This window comes from Tardiphaga sp. 20_F10_N6_6, from assembly GCF_052076045.1.
Taxonomy (GTDB): Bacteria; Pseudomonadota; Alphaproteobacteria; order Rhizobiales; family Xanthobacteraceae; genus Tardiphaga; species Tardiphaga robiniae.
Map to the genome: position 1 here is coordinate 34,900 of NZ_CP197239.1, position 26,857 is coordinate 61,756.

At 61.3% G+C, this 26,857-nt stretch carries 6 protein-coding genes; 5 read left to right on the forward strand and 1 reads right to left on the reverse strand.

Annotated features, from left to right (window positions below; genetic code table 11):
• The first annotated feature begins 312 nt into the window (after nucleotides 1-312).
• Entirely contained in the window at nucleotides 313-19,740 is a 19,428-nt protein-coding gene (locus AB7813_RS00140) for a T1SS-143 repeat domain-containing protein (protein ID WP_441227843.1), read from the forward strand.
• A 108-nt stretch (nucleotides 19,741-19,848) separates the two neighbouring features.
• On the opposite strand, the gene AB7813_RS00145 is transcribed toward AB7813_RS00140, so the two are convergent.
• Nucleotides 19,849-20,340 (reverse strand): hypothetical protein, encoded by a 492-nt coding sequence (locus AB7813_RS00145; RefSeq protein WP_441227844.1) that lies wholly within the window; start codon nucleotides 20,338-20,340, stop codon nucleotides 19,849-19,851.
• 274 nt (nucleotides 20,341-20,614) lie between these two features.
• On the opposite strand from AB7813_RS00145, the gene AB7813_RS00150 reads away from it, so the two are divergent.
• The 4 genes from AB7813_RS00150 to AB7813_RS00165 all read left to right on the forward strand — a co-directional run bounded on the left by AB7813_RS00150 (nucleotide 20,615) and on the right by AB7813_RS00165 (nucleotide 26,831).
• Nucleotides 20,615-21,625, forward strand: coding sequence for a Gfo/Idh/MocA family protein (locus AB7813_RS00150; protein ID WP_089266940.1), 1,011 nt, complete (start codon nucleotides 20,615-20,617; stop codon nucleotides 21,623-21,625).
• Nucleotides 21,626-21,703: 78 nt separating this feature from the next.
• Nucleotides 21,704-22,855 (forward strand): DegT/DnrJ/EryC1/StrS family aminotransferase, encoded by a 1,152-nt coding sequence (locus AB7813_RS00155; RefSeq protein WP_441227845.1) that lies wholly within the window; start codon nucleotides 21,704-21,706, stop codon nucleotides 22,853-22,855.
• 43 nt (nucleotides 22,856-22,898) lie between these two features.
• The gene (murJ, locus tag AB7813_RS00160) at nucleotides 22,899-24,431 is read left to right on the forward strand and encodes a murein biosynthesis integral membrane protein MurJ (RefSeq protein ID WP_441227846.1); all 1,533 of its coding nucleotides are present in this window, start codon (nucleotides 22,899-22,901) and stop codon (nucleotides 24,429-24,431) included.
• A gap of 102 nt (nucleotides 24,432-24,533) precedes the next feature.
• Nucleotides 24,534-26,831 (forward strand): xanthine dehydrogenase family protein molybdopterin-binding subunit, encoded by a 2,298-nt coding sequence (locus tag AB7813_RS00165; RefSeq protein WP_441227847.1) that lies wholly within the window; start codon nucleotides 24,534-24,536, stop codon nucleotides 26,829-26,831.
• Nucleotides 26,832-26,857 lie beyond the last annotated feature (26 nt).

Sequence of the window (26,857 nt, forward strand, 5' to 3'; positions counted from 1 at the left end):
CAGTGCGATATGAGAAGTCATCTTATCAAGTATAAAATAAGTCGTTTTTTCGAATACTTTCTTATTTTTACAATAGATACGCCACGATTTGTGGATTTTTCCGGGCATTCCCAAAAATAGACTGTCTAGAAGAAGTGTTACTGTGGAATGGTTCATCTTTATTAATACGCTGTTTCATTTTTGAACTTAACCAATGCAACGAAAACGCTTCAAATTTTACAGGTATTCATTGACGTCTCTGCGTTCTTAAGAATATTTTAACCCTCGCAGGACTTGGACGTTTTTCGGTCCGATCAGCTTGAGGTTGTAGTCATGAACGCTCCCGTATTGCTCGCGCAGCTCGCCGGTTCCACCACGCAGACCCCGCCGTCTCCGAAGAACCTGAAGCTCGAGAAGCCGCAAAATGGGCAGGCCATTTCGGTCCATCTCGACGGGAACACCAAGCTCGATTTTGCTGATATCGCGAGCGAGAAGCTGACCTTCGTCAAGGTCGGTGAAAAGCTGATCATCCTGTTCGACAATCAGTCGACGGTGACTGTCGATCCGGTGTTCGACTCGATGGGCAAGCCGCTCACCGATCTCGCATTCGACATGGGCTCTGATCGCACGCTGACAGGCGAGCAGTTCGCGCAAACATTTCCGATCACCACCGATCAATCCGTTCTGCCCGCAGCCGGCGGTGCAACGGGCCCGACGGGCGGCGCGAATTTCGGTGATGCGACCGTTGGCGCGCTCGGTGCTTCGGGCGCGCGTCTCGCGCTGCTGACGGGCGAAGACACCGGCGGCGGCTTCGACAATCTGGACGATGGAACGCCTAACCCGTCGCCGATTCCCGGCGGCGTGACGGCGGTGACGCTGAACGAAGACGGTTTTGCGGAAGGTAATCTCGGCGGCACCGGTGACACGGGCGGCACCGCGACGTCCGTGACCGGTTCGCTCAATGTCGATTTCGGTACCGATGGTTCGAATCGCAGCTTCGCATTCTCGCTCAATCAGCCGACGCTCGCCGGCCTGACCTCGGATGGTCAGACCGTTCAGCTCGCTTTCACCACCGTGAACGGCCAGCCCGTGCTGATCGGCTATGTCGGTGGCGATTTCAATGTTGCCGCCAATCAGGTCTTCACGGTGTCCCTGGATGCTTCATCGCTGCAGGGCAACTACACCTTCACGCTGTTGCGTCCGCTCGATCATCCGATCGGCGGTACCGAAGACACGATCAATCTCTCGATCAACGTGATCGCGACGGATGGTAGTGGCGACACTGTGGCCGTCACGATTCCGATCGGCATCAACGACGATACGCCAGTGATCGGCACGCCTGCCGATGCCGCGCTGACGGATCCGCTGTCCGGCAATCCGGCGACGCAGACGGGCTCGCTGGGAATCTCCTGGGGTGCCGATCGCTACAACGATCATGTCGATGGCGGCGTATCCGCGACCACCGGCGCAACGGGCGACCGCTCGGTCGTGTTTGCCAACACGCAGGTGACGGCCACCGGCGACGGCGCAACGGCCATAGGTACGCTGACGTCGCATGGCGAGACCGTCCGCTACGTGCTGCTCGAAAACGGCACTGTGCTGGTTGCCTATACAGGCGCGACCGCGCCGACCAGCCTCGCCGATCTGCAGCAGAGCGGCACGCCGAGCGGTGAAGGCGAGGGTGGCGAAGGTGGAATTGCCAACAACGTCGTCTTCGTCGTGACCCTGTCCGACGCCAGCAATAGCGGCAGCTATGTCGTCACCCAGTATCGTTCGCTGGATCACGATAATGGTTCAGCCACGTTCCAGAATATCGATCTGGCCTTCAACTTCACTGCGACGGACAGCGATGGCGATACGGTCAACGGCACGCTGCATGCGGTGATCGCGGATACGGTGCCGGTTGTGACCGGTTCGGCCGACGCAAGCACACTGAGCGAAGGCAACGGCGAAACGCCGCCGAGCGAAGGTGGCGGGGACATGCCCTCCTTGCTGGTGGTCGGAGGTTCGTTTACGCCGAAGGATACGGGCGCCGTATCGCTGCACATCGATTGGCGTTCGGACAATCAGAATCCGAACACCCCGGGCGCCACGCATGATCGCTCGGTTACATTCACCGCAGCAACCCAAACCGCGCTCGAAGCGCTGGGTCTGACCTCCGACGGTGCGACGATCATCTACACGATCTCCGCGGGTGGCACGTTGTTGACGGCGACGACTGCGGCCAGCGAAGGCCATAGCGCGCGCACGATCTTCACCGTGCAGTTGTCCGACAGCGGAAATGGCAGCTACGACTTCACCTTGCTGGACAATCTGGACCATCGGGGCAGCTCCGAAGGCAGCCAGGCGCTGACATTTGGCTTCATTGCGACCGACAGCGATGGCGACTCGACGGTTCCAGCGAGTTTCACGGTCAACATTACCGACGATGTGCCAACGGCAGGTGGAATCGAGAGCCAGACGCTGTCCGAGCAGACCCAAAGCGGTGCGACGAACGGTTTTGTGTCGACGTCGCTCGATAATGTTTCGCTCAATATCAATTGGGGCGCCGACGATGTGAACAACAACGGCGCGTCGATCGACCGCAAGGTCGCTTTCACGACCGCCGCAGCGCCTTCCGGGCTCACCTCGAATGGTGAGGCCATCACCTATGTGTTGTCGGAAAACGGAACGCTGTTGACTGCCTCGGCGGGGGAACGCGTCGTTTTCACCGTGAAGCTGTCGGACATCAATAGCGGCACCTACACCTTCACCCTGCTGGATAACCTGGACCACGTCGGAGCCAATGGCGCGTCGATCGCACTCGGCTTCAACTTCACGGCGACGGATGCCGATGGCGACCCGGTCGGTTCGTCCTTCACCGTCAACATCAACGACGACGTGCCGACGACCGGCGCCATTGCTGGTGAAACTCTGGTCGAGAGTACATCAGCCGAGAGCTCCAACGCATTCATCGCGAAGGCCTTGAACGGCATCTCGCTGAATGTTGACTGGAATTCCGATGATGCCAACGCAGGTGGCACGAATGATCGTAGCGTCGCCTTCACCACCAGCGCGGCGCCGTCGGGTCTGACCTCCAACGGCCAGACGATCATCTACACGCTGTCTGACAATGGCACGTTGCTGACAGCGACAGCGGGCGCGCGCACGGTGTTCACTGTGCAGCTCTCGGATACCGGCAACGGTACTTACACGTTCAATCTGCTCGACAATCTCGACCACGCCGGCGCAAATGGCGCCAGCGTGCCGCTGACATTCTCGTTCACGGCGACTGATAGCGACGGCGATACCACGTCGCCTGCATCCTTTACGGTCAATGTCACCGACGACTCGCCGGGCATCGGTACCCCGGATGTCCTGACTCTCGTCGAGAGCACCAGTCCGTCGTCGTCGAACGCATTCATTTCCGCGACCGCAACCGGCTCACTCGCGGTGGATTGGAATTCGGATGACAACAACCAGGTGTCAGGACCAGGGACGAGCGATCGTTCGGTGGCCTTCTCCGCCGCGACGCTGACGAGCCTGAACGCGCTGCATCTGACATCGAACGGGACGACGCTGACCTATAGCTTCTCGGATAATGGCCAGTTGCTGACGGCCAAGGCAGGTGGAACGACGGTCTTCACTGTTCAGCTGTCCGATACGGCTAATGGTACCTATACATTCAAGCTTCTCGACAATCTCGATCATGCCTCAGGCAACGCCAAGAACGACCTGGCGCTCACCTTCGGCTTCACGGCGACCGACAGTGACGGCGACACGACGGCGCCGGCCAGCTTCACCGTTCATGTGACCGACGACGTGCCGGTGGCTGGCGTGGGCGACACGCGCGGCGTGGACGAGGACGATCTCCTGAGCGGGACGTCACCGAACTTCTTCGACCTGCAGGTCGGCGGCCGGCTGAACATCGACTGGAACTCCGACGATCACGATGGCGGGAATGTTGCCAACCGTTCCGTGTCGTTCGAGCACACGGCGGCTGCGGACAACGTCGCGGTGCGCGATGTCAATAATAATCTCGTGAATCTGACATCCGACGGAGCAACCGTCCACTACACTATTATTGGCGAGGATCTCGTCGCCTATACCGGCAATAACCCGTTCTTCAACCGTGTGTTCGTCGTCTCTCTCGACGATGACAACGCCGGCTCGTACACGTTCACGCTGCTCGGACATGTCGACCATCCGACCGCCGATGGCCAGAACACGCTGACATTTACGTTCGACTATACGGCCACCGACTCGGACGGCGACAAGAGCAGCAGCGTGTTCAGCGTTACGGTCAAGGATGATGTGCCGACGATCGGTAACACGGAGTCCGAATCCGTTCGTGAAGACAGTCTGCCGACCACGTTCTATGACACGACATTCCCGGATGCGCCGAACTCGACCGTTCAGCTCGGTGATCTCAACATCAACTGGGGCGCAGATAACAATAATTCGGGCGCAACAAACAACCGTTCGGTCGTCTTCACGACCGCAGCCGGGGCCACGGGTCTGACGTCGGACGGCACCGCGATCGTCTATTCGATCTCGGCGGACGGAACGGTACTGACTGCCAAGGCTGGCGTTCGCACGGTGTTCACCGTTGAACTGTCCGATAGTGGTGATGGCAGCTACAAGTTCACGCTGTTTGACAATATCGATCACGCTGCGTCGGGGCAGAATGATGACAGCCGGACTCTATCTTTTGGCATCAAGGCCACCGATTCCGACGGCGACTCCGCGACGGCCGATTTCGTGGTCTCCATCGTGGATGACGCGCCTGAGGCACATACCGGCGATGGCCGGACCATCAATGAAAATGATCTCTCGAATGGCACATCGCCGAATGCGCCCGGTCTGACCGCTACCGGTGATCTCAACATCTCCTGGGGCGCGGATGACGCGAATCCGTCCGCCGGAGGCGGGCTCGGCGATCGCACTGTGGGCTTCCGCTTCAACTCGGCGGCGGACAACGTCGATGCAGAGAACAGCAATGGCCAGAACCTGACGCTCCGCTCGGATGGCCAGACGGTTCAATACGCATTCGACGGTCAGAAGCTGGTCGGCTATATCGGCGCCAACCTGGCAAGCGGCACGCGCATTTTCGAAGTGACGCTCAGCGATGCCAATGATGGCTCCTACACCTTCAAGCTGCTCGGTAACCTCGATCATCCTACCGGCAGCGGCACCAATCTGGTTAACCTGACCTTCAGCTACACCGCGACTGACGGTGACGGCGATACCAGCAGCAGCAACTTTACCGTGACGATCCGCGACGACGTGCCGGAAATCGGCGCACCGGTTGCTTCGACGTTGACCGAAGATACGACCATTGTGGGCGGGGGCGAGGAATTCGTGCCCCAGACTGCGTTGAACAAGTCGCTGAACATCAATTGGGGCGCGGACGACAACAACAGCGGCACTGCAAACCGTTCGGTCGCGTTCTCGTCATCCATGGACTCCGGCGACAGCGTGCACACCACGGGCTCCGGAAGTCCCGTGCTCAAGTCAGACGGTGTGACCGTGCAGTTCCTGCGGATCTCCGATACGGAGATCTGGGGCATGGCCAACGACAACGGCGGCTCGCTGACGATCAACGATCGCAAGGTGTTCCACATCACGCTGTCCGATACGGGCAACGGTACCTACACCTTCGAGCTGCTGGATAATCTGGATCACGTCGGATCTGGCCAGGGCAGTGCACTGTCGCTGCAGCTTGGCTTCGTCGCCACGGATGCGGACGGTGACACCGACAGCAGCAGCTTCACGGTTACGATCAGCGATGATAACGGCCGGCCGTCTATCGGAACGGCGCAGGCGGTTTCGGTCGATGAGGACGGTCTGACGGGCGGCAACACGCAGCCTGCCACCGGAGATCTCCCCGGTGCCGCAACGTCAGCGATGGGATCGCTTGCTATCTCTTGGGGAGCTGACAACAACAATTCCGGGGCGGCCGATCGCTCGGTTGCGTTCTCTGGCATCAGCGATGGCCAGAATGCGATGTCCAATGTCGGCCCTCTGACCGTCGATGGGGCGCAGGTCAAACTGTGGGTCGTCGGTAATACGGTTTATGGCTACACCGGCAGCAACCCGATGAATGGCTCGACGCCGCCATCGGCTGGCAGCCAGGTGTTCACGGTCTCGCTCAGCGATCTATCCTCGGGCAACTATACCTTCAACCTGCTGAAGCATCTCGATCACCCGGCAGGTAACAACGAGAACGATATCACCCTCAGCTTTGGCTATCAGGCCACGGACGCCGATGGCGATGTCACAGCGGCATCGACATTCACCGTCACGGTCAATGACGATTCGCCAGTTACGACGGGAGCGGTAACCGCGGCGACGGTACTGGACGACGATGCGTTTGCTGGCGGCAATGCGGGCGGCGCCGGCGATGTCACCAATGCCACCTCGGCAACGGGCGCAGCCGGTGCGCTGTTCTCGGCCGGCGCGGACGGGTTCAAGAGCGTGACGCTTGGGACGACGACGGCATTCAGTACGATTTACAAGGATGCCAACGGCGTTGCTCACCAGGAATCCGTCACGTGGGGATCGGCAAGTGTATCGGGTGGCGTGACCACCTGGACCGCGATCGGTGCCGTCAGTGGCGCCACCGTGGCAACGCTGGCGATTGGTGCAAACGGCTCTTACACCTTCACAACCTCCAGGCCATTGGTGCATCCGACGGCTGGAGCCAATGAAGAAAACCTGTCGCTGACCTTCAACTACACCGTGACCGACGGCGATAACGATCCAGCCACGGGATCGCTGACGGTTAACGTCAATGACGATACCCCGGTATCCCAGGGCACCGTGACGGCCGCGACGACGCTCGATGACGAAGCGCAGACGGTGTTCCCGGCCAACGCCGGAGGTGTGTCTGGCGATGTGAGCCCAGATACGAACACTACGTCGGGAGCTGCCGGCAGCCTGTTCACCGCCGGTGCTGATGGCTTCAAATCGGTCGCAATGACATCCGCGACCTTCAGCGTTGTCTACAAGGATGCCAACGGCTTCGCGCTGACCGAGACCGCGACCTGGGGCTCGCCCGTGGTGGGCGCCAATGGCGCCACGACCTGGACAGCGACCAGCTCGCATTACGGCTCAGCCGCGGTTCTGGTCATTGGTGCGAACGGTTCGTACACGCTGACTGTGAACGCGCCGATCGCGCATGCAACGCCTGGAACGGCGGAAGAGAACAAGGCGCTGACCTTCAACATCACCGTTACCGACGGCGATGGTGATACCGCGACCGGCTCGCTGACCGTCAATGTCAACGATGACACCGTCGTCCTCGGGACCGCCGTGGCGGGCTTCGTCGATGAAGGCAATCTGGCCGGCGGCAACAAGGACGACGGTTATCCGGGCGATCTGACGATTGCCCAGGGCGACAATGGTACGCGCACCACGTCTGGCTCGCTGGCGATTGCGTTCGGAGCCGACGGCAAGGCGGCGACCGTTATGGGCGGCACGTCGACGCAGACATTTACGTTCAGCGGCAACAGCAACCTGACTGCCGATCTGATCGTCACCCAGGGCACGGTCAATCATCCATCTGCCTCGGGGATCGTGTTCGGCGGCATCAACAATCCGATTATCATCAATGCCAATGACAGCTTGCCGTTCAAGCTGGACGCGATCGACCTGGGACTGTCGGGTGCTCAAACGACACCGACCGTCATTCTGAAGGGATACGATTCCAACAACAATCTCGTCGCGACCTACACGTTGAGCGTGGCCAATGTCGCGTCGCTTGTGTCGGGCACGCCCACGCATTTCAATGCCGCGGGTACACCGTTCGCGAATGTCCTGATCGACAGGCTCGAGATCTATACTGGTAACGGCTTCAGCGGTTACGTGATGGCCGACAACCTGGTCGTCACGCAGAATACCAGCAGCGGCCCGATCGTGGTCGACGCCGCCGTCACCTTCACCGACCATTCGAACGGTCTGGCCAACCTCGTTGTCAAGGACGCCAATGCCAACGACGTTACCGCTTCGCTGACGTCGAATGGCGCGGCTGTTCACTATGCGATGATCGATGCCGTGACGTTGATCGGCTACACGGGCGCAATCGCGCCGATATCGCTCAGCGATGCCAGGGTGGTATTCTCGGCTGTTCTTTCGAGCGCCGCGGTAAACGGCTCCTACACGTTCACTCAGAATGCAAATCTCGATCATCCGATCGCGGGTCAGGATGATGATCTCGTCTTCACGTTTAATTTCACCGCCAAGGATGGTGACGGCGACAAGGCGAATGGACACTTCACGGTCACCATCGATGACGACGCGCCGACCTTGACCAACCCGGCGCCGGGCGCAAATCTGATCGACAACGGCCAGTTCCTCGACAATGCCGGTTTCGGTCCGGCGATGGGCTGGGGTGGCCAGGCTGCGAGCGGCGCGACCAAGGGATGGGTCATCACCGGCGCCGACCTCGAACGCAATCCGTCGGGCTGGTACGTGACCGATCCCGTCAATGGCGGTCGCGTCGTCGATCTCGATGCCTCGCCGGGTAACGTCACGATCACGCAGACGCTGACGAATCTCACCGCCGGCGAGAGCTATACGCTGTCGTTCGATGCAGCGAAGCCGGAAGGCTTCAGCGCGACGGCGCAGGTGTGGTGGAATGGTCAGCTCGTTGGCACGGTCAATCCGACCGGCAGCTTCCAGCAGTTCAGCTTCACCTTCACGGCCGTTGCCGGAACAAACACGCTCGAATTCCGCGAAGTTGGTGTCGCCGACAACGGCGGCACATTCCTCGCGAATGTTCAGCTTCACACATCGGCGTCGATCGTCGACGAGGATGCGCTGAGCGGCGGCAATGCCGGCGGGCAGGGCGATGCGCCCGGCACTGCGATTGCCACGGGTTCCCTCGGCATTCATTGGGGGGCGGATGCCAGCGATACGTCTGACGCGGGCGGCGTGCAGGACGGCGCGGGCGCTGCGAACAGCGTTTCCAGCAATGTGGCGGCCCTGACCGGACGCGCTGTTTACTTTACAGACTCGGATTCCGCCACCAGCGGACTTCAGCCGGCTGTGATCGCGACCGCGGGCGTGACGGCCATCGCACTCACGTCGCAAGGCCAGGCCGTGCACTATCAGGCGCTCGAGAACGGCACGACGGTGGTCGGCTATACCGGCACCTTCGTTGCGGGCAACACGTCGAACTGGGTCTTCAAGGCCTCGCTCTCCGACGACGCCAATGGCAGCTACAAGTTCACATTGTTCAAGCCGATCGACCATCCGGTTGGCGGCAGCGAGGATGATGTCAGCCTGAGTTTTGGTTATACGGCGCGCGATTCCGATGGCGATACCGTGTCCGGTACGTTCAGCGTGACGGTGGATGATGATACGCCGGTGGCCACTGCGCCTGCCGAGACGGTCACGGTCAACGAAGTTGGGCTGTCCCAGGTCGATGCACATACGGGCTTCCTCAATGTCAGCTGGGGCGCAGACAAGGGCGATGCCAAACATCTGAATTTCGCCAAGGATGGCAACGGCAACGTTGTCGGGCCGGTGCTCCACTCCGGCGGCGTCCTGTTGGCCTATCGCGTCGAACCGGAATCGGCCGGCAGCGACAATGAGCGCCTGATTGCCTATCGGGTTGATGACCCTTCGAAGTCGGCGGTGTTCAGCATCACGCTCTATGAGCCGGGCAACCCGTATTACACGGTTGCGCTGTTCGGCCCGCTGGATCACGCACCGGGAAGCGATCCGCTGACACTTGGTTTCACCGTCGTCGCGACGGATGCCGATGGTGACGCGCTGAACGTGCCGATCACGGTCAGCATTGTCGATGATGTGCCGGTTGCGACCGGGACCGTACTTATAGCGACGGTCCATGAGAGCGAACTGAGTACCGCTACTGGCGACCTGTCGACAGGCACCCAGGCTGGAAACGTCGATAACAAGAATGGTGATGCGGGTACCGACGATTCGATCTTTATCGGGAATTTGTCCTCGCTGGTGTCAATGGGAGCGGATTCACCTGGTACCTTCGTGGTGGAGACCACGGGTCTGTCGTCGTCACTCACCTCGCTCACTTCGGGCGGCGTTGCACTGACCTATACGGTCGTCAACAACACGCTTATCGCCTGGGCCGGCGCTAACCAGATCTTCACCTTCGCGGTCAATGCCACGACCGGCGCCTATACGTTCACGCTCAAGGGACCGCTCGACCACGTTGCGAATTACGTGATCGATAATACCTTGGTGCCGGTTGCAGCGATCGACAATCCCGGCGAAATCTACGCAGTCGCGGCGATCAACGGTAACCCTCGCGCGTTTGAAGGACGCTTGCCGGACGGTGACGTGATCATTAGCGTCACGAACAGCGGAAACACAGCAGTTAACTGGGTTCTGGATAACACCGCCGGCGGCACCGACTATCCGCTGTCGATTGCCGCACACACGACGATCTTCATCAACGTTGGACAAATCTCGACGCCGCCAAACGTGCACTTCGATCTGACCGGACCGGGTGCCCCAGGCGGTCAGACAACGGTGAACTCGGGTCATCAAGACATCGTCGCCGCTGGTGGAACAGATGCGCTCACGCTCGATCTGTCTTCGGCGATTACCGCCCGCGATGGCGACGGCGATACCGTGGCATTGCACGATCAGCTCATCATTACTGTCGCTGATGACGCTCCCGTTCTGGTCGGCTCCGCGGCCGTTGTGACGGTCGACGAAACAAATACGCCCTTGGCGCAGGTGGCCTACGGCAGCCTGAAGATCGCCTTCGGTGCTGACAAGATCGGCACACATCTGGACTTTGCGACCGACGGCAACGGCCAGCCTGCGCATCCGGCCGGCCTGACGTCAGACGGCGTGGCACTCGATTACATGCTTCGGACCACCCAGTATGGCGAGAAGCAGCTGGTGGCGTTCAAGGTCGGCGACACCGTGGACAACCCGGTCTTTATCGTGGCTCTTAGCTCGCCTGCGAATCCGACCTATATCTTCACCCTGTTCCAGAATCTGGATCACCCAGCGGGTTCGAACACCCTCGATCTCAACTTCACCATCCGTGCCACCGACGGTGACGGCGACTTCGTTGATCGCGTCATTGACGTCAACGTGACGGATTCGGTTCCGACCATTCCGGCAACGACCGTGCAGCGTGCAGGTGTGCAGGATGATGCACTGATCAACGGCAATCCTGAGGCCGGCGATACAGCGACGGCGTCAGGTACGCTCAGCCACAATTTCGGTGCGGACAGTAACGGTCATCTGTCCTGGGTCAGTGCGACGTTGCCGACGGGAGGATATACGAGCGTCATCAACGGCAACATTTACGAGATCTACCAGCTGCAGAACAGCGTGAACGTGAAGGTCTTCGCGGTTACGCTGGACCCCGCGACCGGTGCCTATACGGTGGTGCAGTTCGCTGCGATCCATCATCCGGGCGGCAATGGCGAGCAGGGCGAGCCCTTCAACCTTAACTACCGCGTCACCGATGGTGACGGCGACTATATCGACAGCTATCTGCGCGTCGTCGTGGGCGACGACGTGCCGGTGATCTCCGGACCGTTGACGCAGGTAAACCTGCTCACCAATGGCGATTTCGCGGGCGGCGCCTTTGCGCATACCGAATCCTGGGGCCAGTGGGCCACCGACAGCACCGGCTGGAAGATCACCGGCACGCAGCTTGGTCAGACCGGCGTTCAGCTGGAGCGTATTCAGAGCGGTTACCTGGGTGTCGTGACGTCGAACGGCCATCCGATGGTCGATCTCGCAGCAACCCCGGGCGATATCGCGATCTCCCAGACCATCAACGGCTTGCCAGTCGGCCAGCACTACACGCTCAGCTTCGAAATCGGCGCGTCCAATCCGTCATCCGCAGGACTCGAGGTCTATTGGAACGGCGTGTTGGTCCACACCTACCAGCCAACCGGGACCATGACGGTCCAGACGCTGGATCTGACCGCGACTGCCGGCGCGAACACCGTCACCTTCAAGGAGATCGGCAGCGCGGGCGACAATACCGGCACCTATCTGGCGAATGTCAGCCTCGTTCAGGCGTCGGCATCGCTACCTGTCTTCCATGCCGACATTGGCGAGGACGGTGCGTCCGTCGTGACGCTGGTCAGCGGAACCGATTTCCGCTTCGGTGCCGATGGTCCGGGCTCCGTGGCGTTCGACACGGCACACGCCACCATTTCCACTCCGACAGGCACCACACTCGGCGTGCCGACGCTGTCCTATGACCCGTTGACCGGCAAGCTGACGGTTAATCCGAGCTGGGGCTTTAACGGCCTGAGCGAAGGTGAGATCGCAACCCTGTCGGTGCCATTCACGGTCACGGACTCGGATGGCGACAGCAAGTCCGGGGTCTATCAGTTCACGATTCACGGTACCAATGACGCCGTGACGACGTCGGAAGGATTCCCAGACGCAGGCACGATGACCGAGTATGCGGAGACCGATCCGCAAGCCGGGTCTTCGACCGATCGCGTCGAATTCGATGCACCTCCCGGATATGGCGGCTACAATGGCGGCGGTTTCTGGATCTATGACGATCAGGGCGATACTCATACGCTGACCGTGACGCCGCAGGCCACGGGCTACCTCGGTCACCTGACCGCAGTCGTCTCGGAAGAAACGGCGAACGACGGTGCAGGCTTCGTTAACTGGCAGTATCACGTCACCGATGCCGACCTGAATCCGCTGGCAGCCGGTGAAACCAAGATCGAGAAGTTCACGATCACGGTTGACGATGGCCATGGCAGCACGACCTCGCGCGTGATCACCGTCACACTTGTCGGCACCAACGACTCGCCAGTGATCAGCACGAGCTCGGTCGTCGTGGGCACAATCATTGAATCCGGAGATCCGTCCGGCGTCAACGAGGCCGGCTTGGGCGGCGGTCTCGATCCGACGCCAGCGATGGCCGCTGCAATCCTGGCGCATTCTCTGGTGTCGAATGGACTGGCTGTTTTGCAGGCCGATCCGTCGCAGGTTCACGCGCTGCTCGCCACGATCCAGTCGGAGCTTGGCGTGAATGCTGGAACGGCGATCACGATCATCTGGAATGCGCTGGACGACGCCTACGTCGCGCAGGGCGCGGACCAGATCAAGATCAACCAGGCGTTCACGCGGCTCGGCATCGAATATGCGGCCTATGTGAAGAACGGCGGTACGCCGCTGCTCGATGTCGTCGCGAAATACACGGCCGATGCCAATAACGATGGCATTCCCGAGCGGCTGCAGTCGTTGCACGATAACCTGCTCGGCAATCTGAGCGAGGCCGCCTTGCAGCAGCGCTATGGCGCCGACCCGCTGCATGGCATCTTTGCAGGCCAGATCTCGGCGATCGATCCCGATCTGCTGGACCGCCCCTATGCCAGCGGCAATGCGGGCAGCGCAGGCAACACGGCGGCCCATACCTGGGATGTCGCCAATGGATTTGCAGACCAGATCTCCGGTCAGTTGATCGCGACGGACGTCGATCACGGTGCGACACAGGCGTGGACCGTTGCGGGACCCGCGACCTACGGCACGATGGCGATCGATGCCACCGGCAAGTGGACCTACACGCTCGACAACACGCTCCCTGCCACGCAGGCGCTGGCACAGGGGGACTCCGTCCAGCAGACCTTCACCGCGACGGTGACGGACGACCATGGTGCGACGGACACGGTTCAGGTCACGGTAACGATCACCGGGTCCAACGACGCACCGGTGATGACGTCGGGCGCGGCATCGGCGGTGGTGTTCGAGGCTGGTGGCCTGAACAATGTTGTCACCGCGGAGGTCGCGGTCGATCACAAATTCGAGCCGGTCCGGGATGTTGACGGCGTGGCGGATGATGCGATCGGGAGCACGATCAATACTGCAGCCGACATGAAGGCCGTGGTGTTGGCCGTCCAGGCAACGCTTGGCGCCGGTGCTACCATGGCTGACGCCATTGCGGCGGTCTGGGATTATCTGGACGACGCCCGAGGTGTGATTCCCAATGTCGATGCAGCTTATTATGCGCAGTCGATCAACAAGGGCACGGTGCTGCTCGGCCTCGTCTATGGTGAGTATCTGCAGCAGGGCGGACGTCCGCTGCTCGACGTGATCGTGAAGTACCAGCCGGACGGCGCGCTCGGCTATATCAATGGCGGTGTGCAAGATGGCACTCCCGATCGTGTGCAGTCGATGCACGACAACCTGCTGGGCGCCGTCGATACGCCATCGATCGATGACAAGTTCTCCTCGGATCAGGCGCTGTTGACGAACCTGAAGGCGCAGATTCTTGCAGTCGGTCTGACTGACCGTCCGATCTACAGCGGCGAGGAAGGGGTTGCGAATAACGCTCTGGCCTGGGATCAGGCGCATGGCTTCCTGCCGGTCGCCAGCGGCCAGATGACGGCCACGGATGTGGATCATGGAGCGGTGCTGACCTGGTCGATCAACGGCCCGGCCACCTATGGCAATATGGCCATCGATCCAGTGACCGGCGTGTGGAGCTATACGCTCGACAACGGCAAAACCGCCACGCAGGCGCTTGCCGAAGGTGAAAACAAAACGCAGGTTTTCACGGCAACAGTGACCGACGAGCACGGCGCGACGGCGAACCAGACCGTGACCATCACGATCCACGGCACCAATGATGCGCCGGTCATCCACGTCGACAATGGCGACAGCGATGCGAGGTTCCTGACGGAAACCAACGCCGCCCTGACCGCCGGCGGCACGCTGAGCGTGACCGATGTCGATGTCTCTGACGCCGTTACGGCGAGTGTTCTCTCGGTCTCGGCGTCGGGATCTGGAATCGAGAATCACTTCACGTCAGCGCAGCTGTTGAGCTTCCTCTCGCTCGACGCGAGCCAGGTGAAGGCGGCTGGCAGCACGACGGGCGACATCGCCTGGACGTTCAACTCGCAGGGTGAAGCATTCGACTTCCTGCCGAATGGCTGGGAATCGAAGATCTCCTACACGATCCAGGTCTCGGACGGTCACGGCGGCATGGACACTCATGTGGTCGAGATCAAGATCCATGGCACCAATGACGCGCCGGTCGTCGATCTGGACGGTGCTGCGTCGGCAGGCAATGACATCGCTGTCACCGCCGTCGAGCAGTTACCGCAGTGGATCCTGAGCAGCGCAACCATCACCGACGTCGATTCCACGACGATGCATTCGATGAAGGTCACATTGGCAACTCAGCCGGATGGGCTCGGTGTCGAGGGTCTGTCGTTCAATACGAGCACGACGGACGCTCTGACGATGGCCGGCCTGACCTATGGCTATGACGCGACCACCGGCGTTCTCACCGTGACCGGCGATGCGTCCAACGCCGTCTACCAGACCATCATGCGCGGTGTTGTCTATCAGTACACCGGCGATGCTCCGAGCACGGGCGACCGGACCGTTACGGTTGTCGTCAACGATGGTCTGGATAACAGCATCACGCACACGGCAACGGTGCATGTGCTGCCGATGAACGACGCGCCGTCGCTGGCAGGTCCGCTCGCGGCAACCGTGACCGAAGGTGGCATTCACACCCTCACGGCCACCGAACTCGGCTACACCGATCCGGACAACATCGACTCTGAGGTCGTCTTCCACGTGTCGGGCGTTCAGCACGGCACCATCACGAACGGCGGCGCTCCGGCGACGTCGTTCACGGCCGCCGAGCTGGCGGCCGGCCTCATCAAGTTCACCCATGACGGTTCGGACGGCTCGCCGACGACCTTCCAGGTCTATGTGGAAGACGGCAACCAGGACGGCTCGACGCCGCTCCCCGGCACCTTCACATTCACCGTGAACGGCGTGAACGACGCGCCGATCAACACCTTGCCAGCCGGTCCGCTCACGGTCGCCGAGGATACCCCGCTCGCCATCACGGGCCTGTCGATCAGCGATAGCGATGCTGGTACGTCGTCGGTGACGACGACCCTGTCGGTCACCAGCGGTATGCTCACGGTGCTGGGTGGCTCAGGTGTCACCATCGCCGGCAATGGCTCGGCTACGGTCACCCTCACGGGTAGCCAGGCCGATATCAACGCCGCACTGGCTCTGGCCAACGGCGTCGTCTATCAGGACGCGCTCAACCACAACGGCGGGGTCGATCTGACGGTCACCACGTCCGATCTCGGCTATTCCGGTTCCGGCGGCGCCCTGACCGATACCGATACGATTCACATCAACGTCACCCCGGTGAACGATGCGCCGACGCCGCAGAACGACGTCTATGTCACTGATGAAGATCACAATGTGACGTTCAACGTCCTTGCCAACGATACCGATCCCGACGGCAATGTCCTGCATTTGACCGGCGGCCTCGGTGGCTTCCAGGGCCCGTTCGACTCTGCCAGCTTGGAGTCAAACGGTAACCTCACCGTCAGACCGACTGCGAATGCCAGCGGAACCGTGATCCTGACCTACCAAGTGACTGATGGAATTATGACGACCCAGGCCACCGCCACGGTCGATATCCGCCCGGTCGCGGACAATGCGGTGCTGACCGCCTCAGGCGGCAACGAAGACAGCACCTTCGCCGTCCACATCGCGCTACATGATACCGATGGTTCGGAGAAGGCGACGCATATTGAACTCAGCGGCTATCCCGCCGGAACGACCTTCAACCAGGGCACGCTGCAGAACGGCGTCTGGGTGATCGACAATCCCGCCGGGATCGACCTCGCACATCTCACCATGACCCCGCCAAGCAACTACAATGGCGGGTTCAACCTCGGTGTCAGCGTGACCGTCGTCGATCACGCCACGCTCACCACCGGCCTCGCAACCGATACCGCGACCTCGACGGGCACGATCGCAGTGACGGTCAATGCGGTGAACGACGGGGCGGCGACGATCTCTGTCACCGACACAACCCAGACGGCAACTGCGCCGAAGATCGGCGATGTCCTTCAGTCGACACTCGGAACCGATCCGGACGGAGCGAAAACCAATGTCGTCTATCAGTGGCTGAGCGATGGCGTGAACATCGCGAATGCGACGAGTGCAAACTACACAATTGCTGCCGGCGACGCCGGTCACGCGATTTCGGTCAAGGTGACTTACACCGATGGTCAAGGCTTCGGCGAGGTTGTTACGAGCACTCCGACTGCGGCGGTCATCGGCGTCAATCATGCCCCGGTCCTCGACGCCGCCCGTTCGGTGGCGCTGGCGAACGAGGCTAATCAGGACGGTCTGTTGACCGGCGCCGAGAAGGCGGTCAACGGAGGCTTCGAGAGCTCGCTGTCGACAGGCTGGACGACCAGTGGCAGCGGCGTTGTTTTCACGAGCAGCACCGAACACACTGGCAACAACGCTGCGGCGCTCCTGGGTACGACGCCCGGGACGCTCTCGCAGACGTTCGCCACCGAGATCGGTCAGCAATACGTCGTCACATACTGGGTTGCTTCAAACTATGGTCCGGACAGCTCAAACAACGGCGGCAAGGTCGATTTGAAGTTGAACGGGACGTCTGTCTATCAGGTGTCTGGCATTCAGGGACTTAACGGTGGTGTGCCGTATTATACCGAGGTGAGCACGACGGTAACGGCAACGTCCACGTCGACGACGTTGTCATTCGTGCTTTCGGATACTGCGGCGAATAAAACGGTTTATCTCGACGACGTGACGGTGAAGCCGGTCGCCATCCCAGCGGGCGTCGGCACTTTGGTGTCCTCGCTTGTGGGCATCGGCACCGGTCCCGGAAACGTGACGGATGTCGATGCCGGTGCAACAACCGGCATTGCGATCACGACGGTGGCAAACACGTTGAGCTTCAACGGCAGCTGGTACTATCAGCTCGCGGGCTCGAGCACCTGGGTGCCTTTCGGCAACGTCAGTGCCGCCGCCGCGCTGCTGCTTCCGCCGGATGCGAAGATCTATTTCCAGCAATCCATAAGTAATGATTTTGGCACGGGCACGATTACGTTCCGGGCCTGGGACCAGACCTCGGGCACCGTTGGAAGCAAGGCCGATACGACCGTCAACGGCAATGCCACGGCGTTCTCCACCGCTACCGATACGGCCAGCCTTACCCTCGACACGACAACCTTCACCGGTACCGCGGCGCTCACGCGTTTTGCCGACGATGTCTTCTATGTCAGCGGCAGCCACACTGTGACGGCCACGGTGAACACACAAACGAGTGGAGCTTCGGCAACGACGCTTAATGCAGCCGATTTGGTAACCGGCGCCGGACACGACACTTTCAACATGACGGTCAACACGACCGGTATGGGCGGTAGCTACGCCTTCAACTTCGGAACGATGGGCAGCAGCGGTGGCAGCTTTACCGGCTTCGATCGGGTCAACGTCTTGGTCAATCCTGGCAAGGACGTCAGCCTGACATTCGGCAACGCCAACATCCTGAGCAACCAGACCATGACGATCGATGGTTCGGCCACCACGAGCTCGACCAAAACGTTTGCAGTCGATGCGTCTCTCGTGACCAACGGCGGCGACTTTGTCTTCGTGGCCGGAGGCTTTGCCAGCAATACCTTCAAGGGTGGTGCCGGCGACGATACCTTCAAATTCACCGCCACGCAGTTTGGTGTTGCGCACACGGTGGCCGGCGGTGCCGGGGACGATTCAATCGTGATCACCGGCAATGCCGCCACCGTGACGATCGCCGACAGCGCGTTTGCGAACGTGACCGGCGTCGAGCATCTCATTCTGAGCGACGCCACCAACAGCGTGACGCTCGGCGCCAATGCCAATACAGACATGGCAACGGCGGTCGGCAATATGCTGATTATCGATGGAAGTGCGTCATCGGCTTCGCACAGTCTGACGGTCGACGCGTCGTCCACGACCTTCACGAACGGTGCGCATCTGACTGTCATCGGTGGCGCCGGCAACGACGTCATCACCGGGTCCACCGGCAACGACACTCTTGTCGGGGGGCTTGGGAACGACACGCTCAGTGGTCGCAACGGAAACGACACCTACGTGTTTGGCCTGACGGACGGCAGCAACGATCGGATCAACGAGGGCTTCAACGCCAGCAACAGCGACTTCGACCGTATCGTCATCAAGACGGGCGGCGCGGCCATGTCCGGTCTCTACGCCTTCGATAACAGCACCGACACCCTCTACGGCGACTTGGTGATCCAGTATAACGGCCAGCAGGTCACGGTTGAGGGCCATTTCTCGACGAATGGGTTCCAGGTCGAGCTCATCAATTTCGACGGTGGCTCGGTTTACGGTTACAACCTGGGAAGCAACGACTACACAATCCAGAGCGGCATCGCTGCAGATCCGTTCGAATTCGACGGTACGCGCGCGATTACCTTGTCGTCTGGCGACAACTTCGTTGCGGGCGAACTCGGTACCGCCAACAAGATCACAGGTGGCACCGGCAATGATCTGATCTTCGGCGGCAGCCAGAATGACATCCTGTCCGGCGGCGGCGGCAACGATCTGCTCGTTGGCAATGCTGGCGGTGATACGTTGTGGGGTGGTGCGGGCAACGATGTACTGGTGGGCGGCACTGGAGCCGACATCTTCAAGTTCGGTGCAAACGAGATCGGTGCAAGCAATCTCGACAAGATCATCGACTTCAGCAATGCCGAAGGCGACAAGATCGATATATCGGGCTTGCTCGATAGCATTGCTGGCTTGCAAGCGGATGGATCGAACATCAATAATTACGTTCATCTGACGCAGAACGGAGGCAATGTCCTCGTGCAGGTCGACACGACCGGTGCTGGCAATTTCTCCGGCAACACGCATGATGTCGCAACGCTGGTCGGGTACGGAACCAGCAACGCTGATATCGTGAACATGGTGTTCAAGAACACAGATCACACGATGACTGTCTGATGATCGAAGCGGCCGGCGATCCCGGCCGCGTTGCTTCAACGAATTGCAAAGCCCCCGATGATCGGGGGCTTTTCATTTGGTTACGTACGGTTGAACTCGTTGGTGCACCTAAATCTTCTGCCCCGCAGGAGCCTTCGGCCCCGCAGGCGCGCCTCCGCCACTACCGCCCACATCGATCCTGATCCGCTGCACCTCCGTGCGTCCCGCCGGATACTTCACCTCGATGGTGACTTCGTCGCTGCCGACGAAGTCGGCCTTCGATTGATAGAAGGCGATGAAGCCCGGCACTTCCAAAGCGAGGCACTGCTTGTAGTTGGTGGCGCTCACCTTGCCGCGCTTGATGCTGACGGTGCCGTTCGCAGGTGGGGTCACCATGCGCAAGGCGGGCAGGGTGCCCGAGGTGCAGTCGGGCTGGACGTTGAGATAAACGCCGACCTGGAAATTACGCGCGGTCGGTCCCTTGGCGGTCCGCTCGACGACAGTCGGTGTCGCGGCAGGCGGCGTGGGCGCGGCCGTCTGCGCCCAGACGGCGGTTCCGGCACCGGTTCCCGCCAGAGTGCTTATGACGAGACTCAGCGCGACGACCGGCTTGCGAAACATGGAATTTCTCTCGATTGGCAGGTGATAACAGCGCGTCGCGACATCCCAAGGATGCAGCAAAAGTGCTGTCATATCAATGGATCGGGCGCCCGTAGGCCGGGTTGATGATGGGCGGTTGGCCGGTCTCACGACTTGGTGTAATTCTTTGAATCAAAACGTGTTTGGGTAGCTCCGCGGGGCAATCGCCACATCTGTGGCGGGCATGCTAGGAGAACCCACGGCGCCAGTATGGTGAATCGCCGCGCCGGCTCTTAAGAATTCTGAGGTTTGTTGAATGGTGTCGAAAGAAACTTCCGCAGCGAAGGATGCGGTGCGCACGCTGCGGGTCGGCGTCGTGGGCGCAGGTGTCATGGGCACCAATCATGGCCGCGTGCTGGCCGGGCTGCCGGGCATCGAAATGGTCGGCATCGTCGATCCCATGCTCGAACATCGCACCCGCGCCGAGAAACTGATCGGCTGCAAGACCTTTGCCGATCTGGACGCACTGCTGGCCGCTGGCGTCGATGCCGTGACCATTGCGGCGCCCACTCACTTGCATCACGAAGTCGCGCTGGCCTGCATCGCCAAGGGCATCCATGTCCTGGTCGAGAAGCCGATTGCGTCCACCGTGGAAGAGGGACGCGAGATCGTCGATGCCGCGCAAAAGGCTGGCGTGACTCTGATGATCGGCCATGTCGAGCGTTTCAACCCTGCCGTCGCCACCATCAAGAAGGCGATCGAGGGCGAGGACATTCTGTCGATCGGCATCACGCGCGTCGGCCCGTTCCCGCCGCGCATGTCCAATGTCGGCGTTGTCATCGATCTCGCCGTGCATGACATCGACCTGATCCGCTGGTTCACCGAGAGCGACATCGTCGAGGTGCAGCCGCAGCTGGCTTCCGCCGTCGCCGAGCGCGAAGATATCGCGCTGTTGCAGTTCCGCACTGCATCCGGCGTGCTCGCCCATATCAACACCAACTGGCTGACGCCGTTCAAGGCGCGCACCGTCACGGTCGCGACGCGCGGCAAATATGTGATGGGCGATCTGCTGACCCGGCAGGTCACCGAATGTTTCGGCTTCAAGACCGACGGCAGCTATTCGATGCGGCATCTGCCGGTCGGGCAGGACGAGCCGTTGCGCGCCGAATTGATGGCGTTTCTCGATGCGGTGCGCACCGGCGGCGTGCCGGCGGTGACCGGAGAGGAGGGTGTCGCCTCCCTCGAAATCGCGATCCAGTGCCTGGAAGCGCCAAAGAAGCGCGCGGCCACAGCATCACGCCCGGCGCCCCGCAAGGTGGTTGGCTGACGCAAGCGCGACCCGGCGCATGCATGCGCCGGCGTCCAATATCCAGACTTCAACACGACACTCTGCAGGCCAGGCATCATGAACCAGCACACCCGCATCGACCCCGTTCCCTTCATCGACCTCAATGCGCAGCGTCAGCGGCTGGGTGCGTCGATCGACGAGGCGGTCACCCGCGTGCTCAATCACTGCCAGTTCATCAACGGCCCGGAAGTCACCAAGTTGGAGGCCGAGCTCGCCAAATATTGCGGCGCCAAGCATGTGATCAGCTGCGCCAGCGGCACCGACGCGCTGATGATGGTGCTGATGGCCAAGAAGGTCGGCCCGGGCGACGCCGTGCTGTGCCCGTCCTTCACCTTCTGCGCCACCGGCGAGGCCGTGGCACTGGTCGGCGCGTCGCCTGTGTTCGTCGAAGTCGATGAAGTCACTTTCAACATCAGCCCCGAGTCCGTGAAGCGTGGCATCGCCGCGGCCAAAAAGGCCGGTCTGAAGCCCCGGGCGATCATCCCGGTCGATCTGTTCGGCCAGCCCGCCGATCTCGATGCGATCAACGCCATCGCCGAGGCCGAGGGCATGTTCGTGCTCGAGGATGCCGCGCAGGCCTTCGGCGCGACCTATAAAGGCAAGCGCATCGGTACCTCGGCGCTGGCCACCACCACCAGCTTCTTTCCGGCCAAGCCGCTCGGCTGTTTCGGCGACGGCGGCGCGATCTTCACCGATGACGACCAGCTCGCCGAGGACCTGCGCAGCATCCGTATCCATGGCCAGGGCTCGGACAAATACGACAATGTCCGCCTCGGCATCACCGGCCGCCTCGACACCATCCAGGCCGCGGTGCTGCTGGAAAAGCTGAAGATCTTCGACGACGAAATCGCCGCCCGCAACAAAGTAGCCGACCGCTACGCCCGCAGCCTCGGCAACCTCGTCACCGTGCCGCGGGTCGCCGAGGGCAATACGTCGATCTGGGCCTGCTACGTAATCCGCCTGCCCAAGGGCACCGACCGCGACGCCTTTGCCAATGCGCTGAAGGCACAGGGCGTGCCGACTGCGATCTATTACGCGAAGTCGATGCATATGCAGACCGCCTATAGGGACTATCCGGTTGTCGATGGCGGCCTGCCGGTCTGCGAGGCGTTGTCGGCCGACGTCATCAGCTTGCCGGTTCATGCCTATCTCGACGAGGCCACCCAGGATCGTGTCATCCAGGCTGTGCGCGACGCGCTGGCGGCCTGATTTGGCCGTTTTGCACCGCCGCTTCATGCTGTAGAAGCGGCTGATGCTGGGACGCATTTTCACCGTCGGCGGATATACGCTCCTCTCGCGGATCACCGGTTTCGCGCGCGACATCATGCTCGCGGCGATCCTTGGCGCCGGGCCGGTGGCCGACGCCTTCTTCGTGGCGCTGCGGCTGCCCAATCACTTCCGCGCCATTTTCGCCGAAGGCGCGTTCAATGCCGCTTTCGTCCCGGCCTATGCCCATGTGACCGGTAAGGGCGGCCCGGCATCGGCGCATCTGTTTGCCGACCGCATTTTCACGCTGCTGTTTGCATCACAGGTCGTGCTGCTCATCCTGGCCATTCTGTTCATGCCGCAGGCCATGAGCATCCTGGCGCCGGGCTTCACCGATGATCCCGCGCAGCGTCATCTCGCCATCGAGCTGACACGCATCACCTTTCCCTATCTGCTGCTGATCACGCTGGTGACGCTCTATGGCGGCATGCTGAACGTCATGCAGCGCTTTGCCAGTGCTGCGGCGGCCTCGATCTTCCTCAATATCTCCATGATGGCGACACTGGCGCTGGCTGCGTTCTTTCCGAGTGCAGGCCACGCGGCGGCTTGGGGCGTGTTGATTTCGGGCTTTCTGCAATATTTCCTGCTCGCCGGCGACTTGCAGCGCCATGGCGGACTTCCTCGTTTTGCGCCGCTGCGCCTCGACGAGGACGTGCGGGGCTTCTTCCGCGCGCTCGGCCCGGCGACGCTGGGCTCCATGGGCACGCAAGTCGCATTGTTTGCCGACACCATCATCGCGACCTTCCTGCCGGTCGGCGCGCTGTCGGCGCTGTATTATGCCGACCGTCTCAACCAGTTGCCGATCGGGGTGATCGGCATCGCCATCGGCACGGTGCTCTTGCCGGAAATGTCGCGGCGGATGGCGGCAGACGATCACGTCGGCGCCATGGGTGCGCAGCGCCGCGCCTTCCTGTTCACGCTGTTGTTCTCGCTGCCCTTCGTCGCCGCATTTCTCGTGGTGCCCGATGTCATCATGCGGGCGATGTTTGCCCGCGGGGCTTTCACCAAGGCCGATGCCGCCGTCGCTGCGGCGACGCTCGCAGCCTATGCCATAGCGCTCATCCCTTTCGTGATGATTCGGAGTGCGGTCGCAACTTTCAACGCGCGCAAGGACACCACGACGCCGATGATTGCCGCGCTCACCGGTATCGCAGTCAACGTCGCGCTGAAGATTCTGCTGATGGGGCCTCTGGCGCAGATTGGCCTCGCGCTTGGCACCGCGGCGGGAGCCTGGATCAATCTGTTGCTCGTGATCTTCTTCGCCATGCGGGCCGGCTATCTCGAATTCGATCGAGCGTTCCTGCTGGCGCTGGGCAAATTCGCGTTGACCAGCGTGGTCCTCGCTGCGGTGCTGTGGGGGACCGCGCGCCTTGCGGCGGAGCAGTTTGCGGGCCTCACCAGCCTCCGCGACGAAGCGACGCTGGGAGTTCTCATCATCGTGACCGTCGTGGTCTATTCGGCATTGGTCCTGATGCTTTTCGGCAAAAGCTGGCTGCGCAGCCTGGTCCGCGCCAGATAGCTCGCTTCATCGTGTCCCAAAGTCGGGCAGGGCGACGCTCTGTGCCACTTGCCGCCATCCTCCCGCAGTGTAGATTGAGTCTAAACTGCATGCGGAGGAACGATGGCCCCCATCAAATTCGGCGTCGGACAGAGTGTCCTGCGCAAAGAAGACGACGCCCTCATTCGTGGCCGTGGCCGCTATACCGACGATCATGCGCCCGTCACGCTGCATGCCCTCGTGCTGCGCTCGCCGCATGCCCATGCCAATTTCACCATCGATGTCAGCAAGGCGCGCACACTTCCGGGTGTCGCTGCGATTCTGACGGCGGAAGAGACCAAGGACCTCGGCGGTCTGCCCTGCCTGTTCAATCTCGAAGATCATCCTTTCACCGGGCCGGATTATCCGATCCTCGCCGCCGGGGAAGTCCGCCATGTCGGCGACGCCGTAGCCTTCGTCGTTGCGGAGACTGTCGCGCAGGCGCGCGATGCGATTGAGGCGATCGAGGTCGACTGGAAGCCGCTGCCGTCCGTGAACGGTCTGGTCAATGCGGTCGCCAAGGGCGCGCCGCAGGTGTGGGCCAAGCATGCCGGCAATGTGCTGTTCGATGTGCCGATCGGCGACAAGAAGGCGGTCGATGCGGTGTTCGCCAAGGCACCCGTGATCGCCGAAGTGAAGATCGTCAATCCGCGCGTCATCATCAACTATATGGAGACCCGCGCGGCGATCTGTGAATACGACGCCAAGCGCGATTACATGACGCTGACCATCGGCAGCCAGGGCAGCCATCGTCTGCGCGACATCCTCTGCGACAACGTGCTGAAGATGCCCAAGGACAAGATGCGCGTGATCTGCCCCGATGTCGGCGGTGGTTTCGGCACGCGGCTGTTTCCCTACCGTGAATATGCGCTGGTGGCCTTTGCCGCCAAGAAGCTCGGCAAGAATGTGAAATGGGCGGCGGATCGCACCGATCACTTCCTCGGCGACGCGCAGGGCCGCGACAACGTCACTCACGCGCGCATGGCGCTGAGCGAGGACGGCAAGTTTCTCGCCATGGATGTCGACCTGATGGCCGACATGGGCGCCTATCTGTCGACCTTTGGACCTTACATCCCGCATGGCGGCGCCGGCATGTTGCCGGGTCTCTACGACATCCAGACATTCCATTGCCGCGTGCGCACGGTGTTCACCAACTCCGTGCCGGTGGACGCCTATCGCGGCGCCGGCCGTCCGGAGGCGGCTTACGTCGTCGAACGTCTCGTCGATCAATGCGCGCGCAAGCTCGGCATGTCGCCGGATGCGATCCGCCGCAAGAACTTCATCCCGCCGAAGGCGATGCCGTACAAGACCGTGACCGGCAAGGTGTACGACTCCGGCGATTTCACGGCGCATATGAAACGCGCGATGGATGTTGCGGGCTGGAAGGAATTTCCAAAGCGGGCCAAGGCCGCGAAGAAAGGGGGCATTGTTCGCGGCATCGGCATGGCCACCTATGTGGAAGTCTGTGGCACCATGGGCGACGAGACCGCCAATGTGGCCCTTGGCGCCGATGGCGACGTCACCATTTTGATCGGCACGCAATCGACCGGGCAGGGTCACCACACCGCCTATGCCCAGATCGTCGCCGAACAGTTCGGTGTGACACCGGACCGCGTCCACATCGTCCAGGGCGACACGGCGAAGGTGGCGACCGGTCTCGGTACCGGCGGCTCCGCATCGATCCCGACCGGTGGCGTCAGCGTGCAGCGCGCCACCAGGCAGCTCGGTATCAACCTCAAGGAGCTCGCGGCGGATATGCTGGAAACCAGCGCCGCCGACCTCGAGATCGATGGCGGCGTGGTGAAGATCGCCGGCACTGACCGCTCGGTATCATTCGCCGATCTCGCTAAGAAGGCTGATCCGTCGAAGCTCAATGCGTCGGAAACCTTCAGCAGCGCCGACGGCACTTTCCCCAACGGCACCCATCTGGTCGAAGTCGAGATTGATCCTGCGACCGGCAAGATCGCCATTGTCAATTACGTCATCGTCGACGATTTCGGCGTCACGCTGAATCCGTTGCTGCTGGCCGGCCAGGTTCATGGCGGCACCATGCAGGGCATCGGCCAGGCGCTCATGGAGCAGGCGATCTATGATCCCGAGGACGGCCAGCTCGTCACCGGCACTTTCATGGACTATGCGCTGCCGCGCGCGGCCGACGGCGCGCCGATCTCGTTCGAGACCCACAACATCCCCTGCGTGACCAATCCGCTGGGGGTGAAGGGGGCGGGCGAAGCTGGCGCCATCGGCTCCTGTCCGGCTGTGATGAACGCCATCATCGATGGTCTCTATCGCGAATACAAAATCGAGCACATCGACATGCCCGCAACTCCTGAGCGGGTGTGGATGGCGATCCGCGAGCACGAACGGCTCCACACGCTGTAAAGCGCCGCCGCCGGGAATAGCCGGAT

Bases quoted from the DNA above. Each gene is read 5' to 3' on its own strand.
- murJ (WP_441227846.1), top strand. From the start codon at position 22,899: ATGCTGGGACGCATTTTCACCGTCGGCGGATATACGCTCCTCTCGCGG.
- AB7813_RS00140 (WP_441227843.1), top strand. From the start codon at position 313: ATGAACGCTCCCGTATTGCTCGCGCAGCTCGCCGGTTCCACCACGCAG.
- AB7813_RS00165 (WP_441227847.1), top strand. From the start codon at position 24,534: ATGGCCCCCATCAAATTCGGCGTCGGACAGAGTGTCCTGCGCAAAGAA.
- AB7813_RS00150 (WP_089266940.1), top strand. From the start codon at position 20,615: ATGGTGTCGAAAGAAACTTCCGCAGCGAAGGATGCGGTGCGCACGCTG.
- AB7813_RS00145 (WP_441227844.1), bottom strand. From the start codon at position 20,340: ATGTTTCGCAAGCCGGTCGTCGCGCTGAGTCTCGTCATAAGCACTCTG.
- AB7813_RS00155 (WP_441227845.1), top strand. From the start codon at position 21,704: ATGAACCAGCACACCCGCATCGACCCCGTTCCCTTCATCGACCTCAAT.